The 14,780-nt window shown below is 42.3% G+C and carries 12 protein-coding genes and 1 pseudogene; 5 read left to right on the top strand and 8 right to left on the bottom strand.

Annotated features, from left to right (window positions below; all coding sequences use genetic code 11):
• Positions 1-59: 59 nt before the first annotated feature.
• Positions 60-1,337, bottom strand: a complete 1,278-nt coding sequence (locus tag AC4MDD_RS12275) for an MFS transporter (protein WP_491881725.1) — start codon at positions 1,335-1,337, stop codon at positions 60-62.
• Positions 1,338-1,550: 213 nt separating this feature from the next.
• Here AC4MDD_RS12275 and def point away from each other — a divergent pair, with 213 nt between their 5' ends.
• Positions 1,551-2,036 carry a peptide deformylase gene (gene def, locus AC4MDD_RS12270; RefSeq protein ID WP_004694417.1) on the top strand — a complete coding sequence of 162 codons (486 nt, stop codon included), beginning with the start codon at positions 1,551-1,553 and terminating at the stop codon, positions 2,034-2,036.
• Between the two features lie 14 nt (positions 2,037-2,050).
• On the opposite strand, the pseudogene AC4MDD_RS12265 reads toward def, so the two are convergent.
• Positions 2,051-2,832, bottom strand: a pseudogene (locus AC4MDD_RS12265) (AraC family transcriptional regulator).
• A 104-nt stretch (positions 2,833-2,936) separates the two neighbouring features.
• On the opposite strand from AC4MDD_RS12265, the gene AC4MDD_RS12260 reads away from it, so the two are divergent.
• Together AC4MDD_RS12260 and AC4MDD_RS12255 are read left to right on the top strand one after the other, a co-directional pair.
• Positions 2,937-4,151 carry an MFS transporter gene (locus AC4MDD_RS12260; protein ID WP_491881724.1) on the top strand — a complete coding sequence of 405 codons (1,215 nt, stop codon included), beginning with the start codon at positions 2,937-2,939 and terminating at the stop codon, positions 4,149-4,151.
• 136 nt (positions 4,152-4,287) lie between these two features.
• Positions 4,288-4,746, top strand: a complete 459-nt coding sequence (locus tag AC4MDD_RS12255) for a hypothetical protein (RefSeq protein WP_491881723.1) — start codon at positions 4,288-4,290, stop codon at positions 4,744-4,746.
• Positions 4,747-4,748: 2 nt separating this feature from the next.
• Here AC4MDD_RS12255 and AC4MDD_RS12250 read toward each other — a convergent pair whose 3' ends face one another.
• Entirely contained in the window at positions 4,749-4,952 is a 204-nt protein-coding gene (locus tag AC4MDD_RS12250) for an amino acid transport protein (RefSeq protein WP_148826465.1), read from the bottom strand.
• 80 nt (positions 4,953-5,032) lie between these two features.
• On the opposite strand from AC4MDD_RS12250, the gene AC4MDD_RS12245 reads away from it, so the two are divergent.
• Positions 5,033-5,413 carry an endonuclease domain-containing protein gene (locus AC4MDD_RS12245; protein WP_491882617.1) on the top strand — a complete coding sequence of 127 codons (381 nt, stop codon included), beginning with the start codon at positions 5,033-5,035 and terminating at the stop codon, positions 5,411-5,413.
• Between the two features lie 89 nt (positions 5,414-5,502).
• On the opposite strand, the gene AC4MDD_RS12240 is transcribed toward AC4MDD_RS12245, so the two are convergent.
• Both AC4MDD_RS12240 and metH read right to left on the bottom strand, forming a co-directional pair.
• The gene (locus AC4MDD_RS12240) at positions 5,503-5,898 is read right to left on the bottom strand and encodes a hypothetical protein (protein ID WP_279044053.1); all 396 of its coding nucleotides are present in this window, start codon (positions 5,896-5,898) and stop codon (positions 5,503-5,505) included.
• A gap of 444 nt (positions 5,899-6,342) precedes the next feature.
• Positions 6,343-10,029: a methionine synthase gene (gene metH, locus AC4MDD_RS12235; RefSeq protein WP_279044051.1), complete on the bottom strand. Its 3,687-nt coding sequence runs from the start codon at positions 10,027-10,029 to the stop codon at positions 6,343-6,345.
• 426 nt (positions 10,030-10,455) lie between these two features.
• Between metH and AC4MDD_RS12230 the strand changes: the two genes are divergently transcribed.
• Entirely contained in the window at positions 10,456-12,075 is a 1,620-nt protein-coding gene (locus AC4MDD_RS12230) for an inorganic phosphate transporter (protein WP_491881722.1), read from the top strand.
• An 88-nt stretch (positions 12,076-12,163) separates the two neighbouring features.
• On the opposite strand, the gene AC4MDD_RS12225 is transcribed toward AC4MDD_RS12230, so the two are convergent.
• The 3 genes from AC4MDD_RS12225 to AC4MDD_RS12215 all read right to left on the bottom strand — a co-directional run bounded on the left by AC4MDD_RS12225 (position 12,164) and on the right by AC4MDD_RS12215 (position 14,769).
• Positions 12,164-13,711 (bottom strand): hypothetical protein, encoded by a 1,548-nt coding sequence (locus AC4MDD_RS12225; RefSeq protein ID WP_491881721.1) that lies wholly within the window; start codon positions 13,709-13,711, stop codon positions 12,164-12,166.
• 144 nt (positions 13,712-13,855) lie between these two features.
• Positions 13,856-14,023 (bottom strand): hypothetical protein, encoded by a 168-nt coding sequence (locus tag AC4MDD_RS12220; RefSeq protein ID WP_004694400.1) that lies wholly within the window; start codon positions 14,021-14,023, stop codon positions 13,856-13,858.
• 128 nt (positions 14,024-14,151) lie between these two features.
• Positions 14,152-14,769: a rhomboid family intramembrane serine protease gene (locus AC4MDD_RS12215; protein ID WP_005399883.1), complete on the bottom strand. Its 618-nt coding sequence runs from the start codon at positions 14,767-14,769 to the stop codon at positions 14,152-14,154.
• Positions 14,770-14,780: the final 11 nt, after the last annotated feature.

Here is a 14,780-nt window from a genome sequence, read left to right as displayed (position 1 = left end):
TCATGTTTTCAAAGTAGCTTGCATAAAAAGAAACCCTTCGATTGAAGGGTTTTGTCATTTTAGTGCTTCGTCTCGAACCGAGTTCGATAAACCAAAGCTGTGAAGAAGCAAACCAAACAGACCAGCCAAATATAATACATCGCGCCAATGTTGCTATAGAGACTGAGCCATTGAACCAGAGGCAGTGTGATGCCTCCTGCAATGGCATAGGCGACATTGTAGGAAAACGAAATGCCCGAAAAGCGGATCGAAGCAGGGAACATCTTGACCATGCTATAGGACACAAGCCCAACCGTGCCTGAAAAGAATCCCAAAAGCATATACAGTGCAAACACCGTAGTTGGACTGACCGCACCTAAACTGTGATAGAAAATGGTTGCGATAGCGGCGACACCGAGCGAGCCAAAAACCAAGACCTTGGCTGCACCAAAGTGATCTGCCAATGTCCCAGCGAGTATGCATCCCAGCATTTGCATGATGATCGCAGCACTTTGCATTTGAAAAGCATCGCTACGTTCAAAGCCAAAGGCACCCGTCAGTAAGTTTGGCATGGCTAAAATCAGGACCACTACACAAGCAGTTAAGAACCAAGTCAAGAGCATGCCAATCACTACGGCGGTTTTATGGCTGGCGAAGACTTGTTTCACCGGCATTTCTTTAGACAGCTCTTTACGTGCTTGCATGGCTTTGAATACGGGTGTTTCTTTCAAATAACTGCGTAAATACAAGGCCACTAAGCCAAAAATACCGCCCACAATAAAGGGAATACGCCAAGCCCAATCATGTATAGCTGCTTCACTAAATTGAAGAGAAATGAATAGTGACATTAAAGCACCGAGCAAGATGCCGAGTGACAAACCAGCCGTAAGTAAGCCATTGGCAAAACCAATTTTTTCAGATGGAACATGTTCAGAAACAAAGGTCCATGCCGCTGGAATTTCTCCACCAATTGCAATGCCTTGTACCACCCGCATAAGGAGTAAGAGTAAGGGTGCGGCATAACCAATCGTTTCAAAAGTTGGCATAACCCCGATCATGAGGGTAGGCAAAGCCATGAGCAAAATAGATAAGCTAAATAGACGCTTGCGCCCGATGAGGTCGCCAAAGTGCGCCATGACTACACCGCCAAGTGGACGGAAGAAGTAACCTGCGGCAAAAATACCGTAAGTATTCAGCATAGCCCAAAATGGGCTGAGCCCTGCGGGAAAGAACAGCTCAGAAATAATTTTGGCGTAAAAAACATAAATAACAAAGTCATAGAACTCAAGTGCACCACCGAGTGATGACAGACCAAGGGTACGTTTGTCTTCTCTGGTCAAACGTGGTGTTGCGTCCATGCGTATAATTCCAAAGCTGAATAAAGGTTTATATTTGATTTTAAAGAAGTCTTTTTTGAATGAATAATCAATCTTTCTTTACGGTGTTTGAACTAAAAATTATACATGAATCAACATCATTGATTTGACGGTCAACGTAAATATATAACGCAGGCAAGATAAAAAGCTTATGATATAAAAAGAATAAATAGGTATAAAAATTAGGATTTGTGTATGAGTGTCATTTTACCTGTTGCGCAACGTGGTGAAGATATTTTAAGACTCAAAGCTGCTCGCGTCGCAGATGCAGAATTTAATAGCGACTGGCTCATGCAGTTGGCTTCTGCCATGATTGCGACCATGTTAGAGCGGAGTGGTGTAGGCATTGCTGCACCACAAGTCTATATTTCAAAGCGGGTTATTATTGTGGCTTCACGGCCAAATTTACGTTATCCCGATGCGCCTGAAATGGACGCCGTGGTGATGGTCAATCCTGAAATTTTAGAGTTTTCTCAAGCAACGACCTTAGGTGAAGAAGGCTGTTTAAGCGTACCGAATGAGCGTGGTCAGGTACAGCGTGCGCAAAGTATTAAGGTGCTGTATCACACTTTGACTGGTGAGGTAATGGAAAGCACTTTTGAAGGTTTTCCTGCGCGCATTGTGCAGCATGAAATCGATCATCTCAATGGTATTTTATTTGTCGATCGCCTGAGTGCTTAGGTGCGAGTATCCTTCTATTCATCTTTATATTTAAACTGTTGCGGGGTCTGTCCCAAATGACGTTTAAACATGCTACTAAATGCACTCGGATTGCTATAACCAAGAGATCTTGCAATCTGTGCGACAGATTCACCACTGGCAATTTTACTTAAGGCATGGGCAATATGCATTTGCTGAACCCATGCGCGATAAGACAGCCCCGTTTCCTTTTGGAACATGCGCATCAAGGTTCTGGAGCTGGTGCCAATTTCATCTGCCCATGTGCTTAAATCTTTTAACTGATCGGGGTACTTAACAGCGCTTGGCAAATATTCATTAAGCGTCGATCTTGCGGCCATGGAATCTGAATCGGCAACAGATTGGCCTTATGAATTTCATCAAAAATTAAAATTTGTAAAGATCGTGACAGTTCATCTGAGCTGATCAGCTTAGAAGGTGGAATGTGTTCAATCGCATTTAAGCGAATCAATAGTTCATGCAATAACTTGCTGACCCGAATAATAAAACAATGTTGCCCCAGCAGTGCAGCGGCATCGGCTTGAACCAATGCCGTATTGAGTTTTACTCGGCTTAATGAAATCACACTATGCTCGACATGGGTCGGAATCCAAAGTGCACACATCGGCGGCACGATCCAGACATGATTCGGGGTGAACACTTGAATCATCCCTGTCGAAGCATACAGAAACTGCGCCCGCGAATGTGTGTGTGCAGGGGTAATCTCTCGATAGGTATGCTCAGAAGACAGCCCAATCACCAATTCGGACATTTCGGTTTGAATCAGAGAGTTTGGCATGTGTGGTTTAAAATTGTCAGTTATACAATGATTATTGGAAGATAGTCTTATGAATGACATTTTACAATCAATACCTGATGAAAAATACATGGAGTTTGCGAGGTATGTCGTCTTCAATTCAAATGAAAGAGGGTATGGGCGAAGCTACGATCAATGAACAACCGCAAGGCATGATTATAAAAGTAGTGGGAGCGGTAGCGCATTTGCTCAATGACTTGATTCAAGCTGTTTTGCCAGCCATTTATCCGATGCTGAAAACCAATTTTTCCTTAAGCTTTGCGCAAGTCGGACTGATTTCATTGGTGTATCAAATTACGGCATCGCTACTGCAACCTTGGATTGGACTGTATACCGACAAACATCCGAAACCTTATCTGTTACCACTCGGCATGGTGGTGACTTTTAGTGGCATTTTACTGTTGGCCTTTTCACCGAATTTTATCGTACTACTTATGGCTTCAGCATTGATTGGTGTGGGGTCTTCAACTTTTCACCCTGAAGCCTCACGTGTGGCACGAATGGCTTCAGGCGGGCGCTTTGGCACAGCACAATCGACCTTTCAGGTCGGTGGCAATACAGGTACAGCGATTGGGCCTTTATTGGCGGCGCTGATCATTGTGCCGTTTGGACAGCATGCCGTGGCATGGTTGATTGTATTTGCCTTACTTGCGATTTGGGTGCTGTTTGGTGTCAGCCGTTGGAGCATCAGCCACAGTAAAAAACAATTGGCTGCCAAAGCACATCAAGTGCAAAGCAAACTACATGGGCGTCAATTGGTTATTGCGCTGTCGACCATTTGCGTGCTGATGTTTGCCAAATTTACTTACATTGCCAGTATCAGCAATTATTTCACTTTTTATTTAATGCATAAGTTCCATCTTAGTTTACAAAGTGCGCAGTTGCATTTGTTTGCCTTTTTGGCAGCGGTGGCTTTAGGTACATTTGCCGGTGGGTCAATTGGAGACCGAATTGGACGTAAAGCAGTAATTTGGGTGTCCTTTGTCGGCATGGCGCCGTTTGCTTTGATGATGCCGCATGCCAATTTATTTTGGATGACTGTGCTGTCGATTGTCACAGGTTTAGTGCTGTCCTCTGCCTTTGCTGCCATGGTGGTCTATGCGCAAGAAGCTGTTCCGGGACGGGTAGGGATGATTGCAGGTTTGATGTTTGGTTTAATGTTCGGTGTGAGTGGCATCGCTGCAGCAGGCTTAGGATATTTGGCTGATGTCAAAGGTATTGAATGGGTGTTTGGCGTGTGTTCGTTATTGCCTTTACTCGGTTTGGCAACCTTCTTTTTACCGAAGACTCAAGCAAACTAACTGAATACGGCTGACCTTCAGTTTCAATCGCGCTATCTTATCAAACGAAGATGGCGCGATTGCATTTCGGTAGTTTGATTATCGTTATGTATAAATACATTGGGGCTATGTGCTTTGACTTTGGAGTATTGAAGCGATGACTGATCTGAATGGTGTATTCAAATTTTCATTAGGCATAGATCAGCTTTCATTTGAAATGGATGGACAGCATATACAGTTGGATCAAGGGTTAAGCTTTATACAGTCAAACAGTATGCGTCATGAGGTGTTGGATGAGCTTGCGATTGAGTCAATGATTTATGTGATTGAAGAGCTGTTAGAGTCCGTTCAGATGCAATATGCCCAACCCAAAACTGCCGTGACTTCAGATGTATTATTCCAAAAGGTTTTAACATTATTTTTTTCAGATCAGCAGCAACTTGACCGTGTGCAACTTGAAAGTGCGTTTAATACATTTGTTGAGCGCAGGGAATACTATGTGTCTAAAGTGGCTGATGACGGTCTTTCTAGTTTGGTTTACTTTATTGTACTGCGGGAGATAATGCATCACTGGAATGTGGTGGAGATTCAATTAGAACAGCTTGATTTTGAGTGAGATTAAAAACGTAAAAAGTAGGGAGCAGCAGATAAAAGTAAGCCGATACCATCTAGTAATGCGTTACTTTCAATAAAGTAAGGGAAAACCATTAAAACCAGACCGACTACAAAGGGTACGGTCATTTTTTGTTTTTTGCCATAGAGAAAATAGCCTAAACCAATTGAACTAAAGATTACACCGAGGAAAAGTTGGGTTGAATTCATGATGATGTTTCGTGCATTGTCATTTTCTGCTAGATATTATGCCAAGATTCTTAAAAGAATATTTAAAAAAGAGCATCGTAATGCAACCCTACAATAAGAACTTAAAACAGCCATCTCGTGATTTACGTAATAATATGACTGATGCTGAACAACTATTATGGCAGAGATTAAGACGTAAACAGATTTTAGGGCTACAGTTTTATAGACAGAAGACGATTCTCAATTTTATCGTCGATTTTTATTGTCCTGCTGCAAATTTGGTGATTGAGTGTGATGGTGGGCAGCATTACACAGCAGAAGGGTTGGAGGCTGATCGGGCGAGGGATCAAGCTTTGGCGCAGTTGGGGTTGAACGTGCTGAGGTTTGATAATAGGCAGATTTTGACTGAGATTGATGGGGTGGTTGAGAAGATTTATTGGATTGCTAAACATAGATTGGAATCCCCCTCTTGCGAAACGTAGTTTCTCACCTTTGAAAAGGGAGACTTTCCGTGAAATTTATGATGGTTGTAGATTCGTGGTATTCCTCCCTTTTTTAAAGGGAGTGTAAATTAGATTTTATTGAAATTTTTCAAAAAATTAGTAGGATGTTGATGGAAGCGAATATGATTTTGAGATTTTAAATTTCGCTTTTTTTCCTTGAATGCTGGAACAATATAGCCCCATTCTGCATTTCTTGAGAAATATATGACATAGTCAATATCAGCATCTTCCCATTTATTTTCAACAACAATATTATCATCTGCAGAATATAAGCTTTTGACTTGGATACGATATACAGTACGGCCATCTAAAATTTGAATATCAGTTTTGGCATATACATCCAAACTAGGCATACTTGCATCCCAGCCATCACTTAAGAGCCAAGAGAGTAGTAAATATTCATAAGAATGATTTTTGTATTGAGATAGGGTTTGTTCTTTAAGCGCAGTCTGACGAACAGGCATAAAAACTCCTTAAAGCTTTTAATGCCGTAAGTCGTTTTGGCTATGGATTCACGGATACATAGATTTGATATAACTCTTAATAAAACCATGCTTTTATTTAAGAGGCACTACTACATTTACGTTACATAAATGTCCAATTGATATCGGTTACCAAACCCTTATTAATTAAAAGTGTTCTTAATTAATATTCATCAATATTCAGCTCATCGCGAGTCTGTAGTGTCTGAATTTTATTGAAAATATCTGGTCTACAATTTTTTGTCAAATTTTAAATCCCACCCAACCTCCCTTTGGAAAAGGGAGGAGCTGTCACGTAATTCATTTACTCACATGACATCCCCCTCTTTTTAAAGAGGGGTTAGGGGAGATTTTTTTATTTGGTTTGATACGAATTGATTTTCTTCCCCCTTTATTAAAGGGGGATTGAGGGGGATTGAGGGGGATTTAAACAATCGAATCATCTAAATTCGGCGCTAACCAACGCTTAGCTTCATCCAAAGTCCAACCCTTACGTTTTGCATAATCCTCAAGCTGATCTTGAGAAATTTTACCCACGTTGAAGTATTCACTTTCAGGGTGCGAATAATAGAAACCACTGACAGAAGAAGGTGGCATCATCGCAAAGTGTTCAGTCAGTTTCGTACCGATTTTTTCTTCAGAACCTAACCAGTCGAACAACACTGCTTTTTCAGAATGCTCTGGGCAAGCAGGGTAACCTGGCGCAGGACGAATACCGACATACTTCTCTTTGATCAATTCTTCATTACCCAAAGTCTCATCGGCTTTATAGCCCCAGAACTCTTTACGAATACGCTCATGCAAATGCTCAGCGAAAGCTTCGGCAAAACGATCCGCTAAAGACTGAACCAAGATTGCAGAATAATCATCACCTTTGGCTTTATATTCATTTGCCAATTCTTCCGCACCAAAGATCGACACAGTGAAACCACCGAGATAGTCAGTATTGTCTTTCGAGGTGCTAATAAAGTCGGCTAAAGATAAATTCGGCTTACCTGTGACTTTGTCCGACTGTTGACGCAAATGTTCAAAAGTATGCGTGACATTCTGCGCTGTTTCATCAAACACGCTGACTGTATCCGCAGCTGTACGTTGTGCAGGGTATAGACCAAATACAGCACGGGCATCGAAACGGTTATTTTCGATCACATCTTTAAGCATGGCTTGCGCTTGATTATACAAATCCGTTGCAGCTTCACCGACAATCTCATCTTCTAAGATTTTCGGGAATTTACCTGCCAAACTCCAAGAGATAAAGAATGGTGTCCAGTCAAAATACTCCACCAATGTTGCAAGTGGGTAGTTGGTGAGGACGTGTGTACCCATCGTATTTGGAATTGGTGGCACATAATTCGCAGCCACTTTAAAGCCATTTTCAATCGATTCAGCATAGCTGAGTTTGGCTGCTTTTGGCTGCTTATTGGCTAAACGTTCACGAATCTTGGCATATTCAGCGCGATGCTCAGCAATAAAGTTACCACGCATTTCTTTCGAGAGCAGGGTGGTTGCTACACCGACTGCACGCGATGCATCGGCGACATAAATCACCGCATCATTTGAATATTGCGGATCAATTTTAACGGCTGTATGCGCTTTCGATGTGGTTGCACCACCAATTAACAAGGGAATATTAAAGCCTTTACGTTGCATTTCTTTGGCTACAAACACCATTTCATCCAAAGATGGGGTGATCAAACCTGATAAACCGATAATGTCACATTTTTCATCAATCGCGGTTTGCAGGATTTTTTCCGCAGGCACCATGACGCCGAGGTCAACGATGTCATAACCATTACAGCCCAAAACAACACCCACGATATTTTTACCAATATCATGTACGTCACCTTTTACCGTTGCCATCAACACACGGCCTTTAGATTGTGCATTGCCTTTTTCGGCTTCGATGTACGGGTTCAGCCAAGCTACGGCTTGTTTCATCACACGTGCAGATTTGACCACTTGAGGTAGGAACATTTTGCCTGAACCGAACAAGTCACCGACCACGTTCATACCATCCATCAAAGCGCCTTCAATGACATCTAAAGGACGTTTGGCTTTCAGGCGAGCTTCTTCAGTATCTTCATCAATATACGTCGTGATGCCTTTAACTAAGGCATATTCAAGACGTTTTTCTACAGACTCATTGCGCCATTCAAGGTTTTCTGCTTCACGTTGCGCACCGCTATGACCACGGAATTTTTCAGCAACTTCGAGTAATTTTTCTGTAGCATTTTGACCAGATTCACCTTGGTTCTGGTTCAGGACAACATCTTCAACCGCATCTTTGAGCTCTTGTGGGATGTCATCATAAATCGCCATTTGACCTGCGTTCACAATCCCCATGGTCATGCCTTGTTTGATGGCATGGTAAAGGAATACCGAGTGAATCGCTTCACGCACAGGCTCGTTACCACGGAAAGAGAACGAAACGTTCGATACACCACCAGAAATCATGGCATGCGGTAGGTTTTGCTTGATCCAACCTGTGGCTTCAATAAAGTCTACGCCGTAGTTATTGTGTTCTTCAATCCCTGTTGCCACAGCAAATACGTTCGGGTCAAAAATAATATCTTCGGCAGGGAAGCCAACATCATTGACTAAAACATCATAAGAACGCTTACAGATTTCACGCTTGCGTTCAGCAGTATCAGCTTGTCCTGTTTCATCAAAGGCCATGACAATGATTGCAGCACCGTACTGTCGGCATAAACGCGCTTTTTCGACAAACTCGTCATAACCTTCTTTTAAGGAAATCGAGTTGACGACTGGCTTACCTTGTACGCATTTCAAACCAGCTTCAATGATTTCCCATTTTGATGAGTCAATCATGATTGGCACACGAGAAATATCAGGTTCAGAAGCGACAAGGTTAAGGAAATGCACCATCGCATTTTGCGAATCGAGCATCCCTTCATCCATGTTAATGTCGATGATTTGTGCACCAGCTTCAACTTGTTGTTGTGCAACTTCTAAAGCTTCAGCAAACTTTTCTTCACGGATGAGACGTAGGAATTTTTTTGAGCCTGTAACGTTGGTACGTTCGCCCACGTTAACAAACAAGGAATCATCATAAATATTAAATGGTTCTAAACCACTTAAACGACATGCGGGTCTGGTTTCAGGAATCTGACGTGGCTGAATGTCTTTAACAGCATTGTAAATGGCACGAATATGATCAGGCGTCGTACCGCAGCAACCACCTGTAATATTGATCAAACCACTTTCAGCAAATTCTTTGATGAAGGCTGCGGTTTGCTCTGGGGTTTCATCATATTCACCGAAGGCATTCGGTAAACCAGCGTTTGGATGCGCAGAAACAAAAGTATCTGCAACATCCGCAATGGTTTTTACGTGTGGGCGCATGGCATCCGCACCGAGAGCACAGTTAAAACCAATCGAAAGTAAATCGCCGTGACGCACCGAGTTCCAGAATGCTTCTGCGGTTTGACCTGTAAGAGTACGACCTGATGCATCGGTAATGGTGCCCGAGATCATGAGTGGAAGTTCACGACCAAGTTGCTTGAACACTTCCTTGACTGCAAAGATCGCAGCTTTACAGTTCAAGGTGTCGAACACAGTTTCGATCAAGAGGATGTCTGCACCACCCTCGATTAAGGCATGCGTTGCTTCAATATAGTTTTCTTTGAGTTCATCAAAGGTAATATTACGAAAAGCAGGGTCATTTACATTGGGTGAAATTGAACAAGTACGCGATGTTGGACCCAATACACCTGCCACAAAACGTGGTTTATCTGGGGTTGAATATTTGTCACATGCCGCACGTGCTAGACGTGCAGCTTCACGGTTGATCTCTGGAACGAGGTCTTCCATGTGGTAATCCGACATTGAAACACGTGTGCCGTTAAAGCTGTTGGTTTCAATAATGTCTGCACCTGCATCGAGGTAAGCTTCATGAATGCCTTGGATAATTTGTGGCTGAGTTAGCACCAAAAGGTCATTGTTGCCTTTGAGGTCAGAAGCCCAATCTACAAAGCGTTCACCACGATAATCTTCTTCTTCGAGCTTGTGACGCTGAATCATGGTACCCATCGCACCATCGATAATAAGGATGCGCTCGGCAAGAAGTGCTTTTAAGGTGGCAAGTGTAGACATTCAAAACTCACAAACAGGTTTTCAAAACGTGCAATATTTTAGCAGAAAAGCAGGTTGATTGATGCCTAATTCAAGTGGTATTGGCTATATGGCAAATAAAAAAGGCTGATTTAGCTTTGGTTTTCACGAAAGTGAAATATAGACCCGCTATGTTTATAGATCAGAATAAATAGAGATGAAAAATATTGATTGGAGCAGATTGTTACAGACAGCATAGTCAAATGTAAGAAAATAATTCAGCGTAATCCGCACCGAAAAGTTAAATTTTGAGCCAGTACATTGCGTTCAAGGCTTATAAGCGATTTACTGCTGATCTAAAATAAGCCAATTATGAAAAAATTGGCTTCATGTGACATGCATTTGTCATATAATTGTCACAATTAAATTGAACAATAGGGGATATTGATATCCTCTTTAGCCGTCTGCATGAATTCTAATATTCCTCCCGTCCAAGATCAGGTGCACGTGACACAGGTCAAGTCGACGAATGTGCACGTACCTACACCGAAATTTTTTATGCCGGTGTTTTTAACGGTCATTATTTCAACGCTAATTTATATTGGCTTTCAGCTTTCTGCTGACTTATCGCATGTTCCTGCACTGAATCTTTACTCTTTAATCCTTTTAGCGACGGCGTTGTTCATTGCTTTGGGTTTTGAGTTTGTAAATGGCTTCCACGACACTGCCAATGCGGTTGCAACGGTCATTTATACCAATGCACTGTCTGCGCCTGTTGCGGTGATGTGGGCTGGTTTCTGTAACTTCCTTGGGGTTATGGTTGCAAGTGGTGCAGTGGCTTACGGTATTATTGCGCTGCTGCCCGTTGAGTTGATTATGAATGTCAGCTCAGGTGCAGGTTTTGCCATGGTATTTGCAATGTTGATTGCTGCGATTTTGTGGAATTTGGGCACATGGTTCTTGGGTATTCCAGCATCGAGTTCACACACTTTGATCGGTTCGATCTTGGGTGTGGGCATCATGAACTACTTGATGCATTCAGGCAGTGGTGCTTCAGGTGTTGATATGGATCAGGTGATTAAAGTCGGTAAAGCTTTATTGTTTTCACCCATGATCGGTTTTGCTTTTGCAGCAGTATTGTTCTTATTGGTGAAAAAAATCTTTAAGAAACAACTGGAACTGTTCCAACCACCTGAAGGTAACAAACCACCACCGCCACTGATTCGTGCTATTTTGATTTTTACCTGTACCGGTGTGAGTTTTGCACACGGCTCAAATGACGGTCAAAAAGGTATGGGTCTAATCATGCTGATTTTGATTGGTATCGTGCCTTTGGCTTATTCTTTAAATAAGAATTTAGATTCACAGCACATTCAGTCATTTGCTCAACTTTCAGATCAAACGGCGGCTGTGATTTATCCGAATCATAACGATATTGCAGATGAAAAAGCCCGTACGGTGATCACGCAGTATATTCAAACTAAAGAAATGACCCCAGAAGTTGTACCTGCTTTAGCTAGTTTGACAGATCATTTGGGTGAGCGTGTTTGTCATTATGGAGATCTTAAAGATATTCCTGAAGCTGAAGTTTCTGCACTACGTAATGACATGTACTTAAGCACGACAGCGTTCAAACGTTTGGATAAAGCGGATCAATTGCCGGCGATGTCTGAAGCGGGCAAGAAGACGGTAAAAGAATATCGTAGTAACCTTGATTCATTCTTACAGTACATCCCAACATGGGTAAAAGTAGCTGTGGCATTGGCTTTAGGTCTAGGTACGATGGTGGGCTGGAAGCGTATTGTCGTGACTGTAGGTGAGCGTATTGGTAAAAACCATATGACTTATGGTCAAGGCATGTCAGCAGAATTGGTGGCGATGACCACGATTGCAGCCGCGGATGGCTTTGGTATGCCAGTATCGACCACCCACGTGTTGAACTCTGCGGTAGCAGGGACCATGGTGGCGAATAAGTCAGGTCTAAACTTTGCAACAGTGAGAACCATTCTTTCGGCTTGGATCTTTACCTTGCCAGCAACGATCTGTTTATCAGGTGGTTTGTTCTGGTTGTTCCTACAGTTTGTTTAATCTGATTGGTAAAAACCAATAATAAAAAACGCTACCGAAGGTAGCGTTTTTTTAGCTCTGTATTTTCTTGAAGCGGGTATTCAAGGTCTTACTTTTTCAGTAAAGCAAATACTTTGTTGAGTGGTAGCTTGTCTGCGGCAAAACCATAAAGTGCCGCAAAGGGGAGTGCGGTACGTGCTAAATAAGCTACACGCCATAAGCCACCGTGATTGGCACCATGCATCATCAGCTCTAATGGATGTTCAAGTTTGTTCTCTGGATTGGCTACAGACTCAGGATTACGCAGATCATGGATCCATAAAGCCGCCATGATTGCATTGGTGGTTTCAGGTTTAAAGGCTTCAACATCAAACAAGCTTGCCCCATTAAATGCGGCTTTGAGCAATGGGTTTTTGGTGACAGAGTGGGTTGTAGTTGATGGTGCAATATTAATGCTGACCCGCTGACCTTCTGAGCGAGCAAGCGTTGCACGCCACTGCTGAATACGTTTAGCCAATGCATAGTTCGGCCCTTGTTCAATGACTAAGCAGTCGGTGATGCCATAAGACTTGTCATTATCCGACTCGACGAGGTCATGTAGGTTTTTCTTAAAGAACAGTTGCCCGCTGAGGGTTGAAATACTTTTACTGATCATCTGCTGAGTTTTAGAGCGTCCACTGAACTTTTGCTCAGATGCTGTAATGACTTCCTCTGGAACTGCATAGACATCGGTAGGTGTACACATATACATCAAACTGGTGTCTGCTTTTTGTGCACTGACATATTGTATGATCGCATCCATTGCAACAGAAACACGGACATGCTTTTCACCATCTAAATACGCAATCGCTGCCAAATCTAACTGATGTGGGTTTTGTACCAACCATTGTGCAATTTCAGGGACTTGTGTCAGTAGGTTTGCGCCGAGTTTTTCTTTTAAAACAGCTATAGGTGTTTCTGCACTCAATGCTTCAACAGATGGGGCATATAACGTGGCATTGCCGTGTTGAATGGTGTCTAAAATTTTGCCCCATACACGGCTATTGGGTAAATCAACCGCCACAATATTGGCTTTCCATTGGGCTAACCATGTGAGTGGACCAGCTTCAGATGCCGCACCGAACAAAACCATAGTGCGGTCAGATAAATCAAACCATTCAGGATGTTCCACACAGGCAATCAGTGCTTCAGCATGACTGGGTTCAATCACACCTGCATCTAACCACGTTTGGATTTGTGCAAGTAAAGCACCTCCTTTGAGTTGTTGGCCTTTATAAGGCACTGACCACTCAGGTGCAGCATCACTCTCACCTTTGAGCTTGATGGTATACAGCGGTGTCGTTTTAAGTGACATTACATCTTTGAGGAGATGCTTTTGGCCATCGCGATAAAACTCAAACACATTCTGTGCTTTGTTGAGCCCATCTTGTGCCATTTGAATCGGTGTAATTTGATTACGAATCCCAAATTCAACTAAGGATTTAAAATAGCGTGGATATTGTTTACGCCAGTTCTTTTCTGTAAGTGCAGTAACAGAGCTTTGGTGATCAACATTGGCTAAGGCCTCTGCAATAATCTCTTTCCCTGTACGTGAGGTGCTAACTTTTTGTGTTTTCGAGTAAATTGGAAATTGAAGACCATCTAGGGGATTGGACATGCAAGAAATCTCACTGGCATTTGCTATTTATATACAGTTGTAAACATTATCTATGCCAAATCAAATTCCTGCTTGGCATTTCATGCCAAATTTATGTAAAAATATATGTAATAAAAAAGCCTTCTGAACAGAAGGCTTTTGAGTTTAGCAGCGACCTTTTTTGGCCTGTCCGGGTGGACAGAAATCGCCTTGGCCATGAGGATAATAAGAGCGATCAGGATCGACGATAATACTGCCTTCAGGGGTGTGTACCGCACAGGCTGTAAAACTGAGGCTGATCATTAAGGCTGCAAATATAGACATTATTTTCATCGCAATTTCCTTGGTTTATAGTTGTCCTGATGTTCATTGTAAAAATCAGGACCACCCGTTGCTGTGAAAAAATGTTACTGAGCTTATATGCGTACTGATGCAATTTATTTGCAACCAAGGGCTCAACTTTAAAAAGGTAACTGGGTTAATTTGCTCAGAAAGTGTGGGAGAAGACGCGGCTCTAAAATTAAGGTCATGATGACCCCATAAGCAGCTCCCCAAAGATGGGCACTATGATTGATGTTTGAGTTGCCTTTTTTACCTGACCAGATGCTATATGCCACGTACAACACTGCAAAAATAATCGCAGGTACTGGAATAAAAAACACAAAAATTAGCTTCCAAGGTTCAAACAACACATAAGCGAACAATACCGCAGAGACCGCACCAGAAGCACCAAGGCTTGCCCAACGCACATCATTTTTATGTTTTAAATAACTTGGTAAAATGGCAAAAATTAAACCACCCAAATAAAACAAAACAAAACCTAAGTCAAAGAAGTATTGGCGATAAAAACTTTCAATAATGCTGCCAAAGAAAAACAGGGTGAACATGTTGAACAGGAGATGCATACCATCGGCATGAATAAAGCCATGTGTAATAAAACGATCGTATTGTCCACGTTGCATCGCAGGAGGCCAGAAAATCAGACGGTTCATCACGTTCTGATTTGAAAATGCCACCATAGAAATAATCACCGTAATAATAATGATCGTAACTGTATGATTAAAAGGTAAATCCAACATTTCTGAGATGT

The organism is Acinetobacter sp. CAU_H_29a_1 (assembly GCF_058599505.1).
This window is presented reverse-complemented; position numbering and strand designations above follow the sequence as displayed.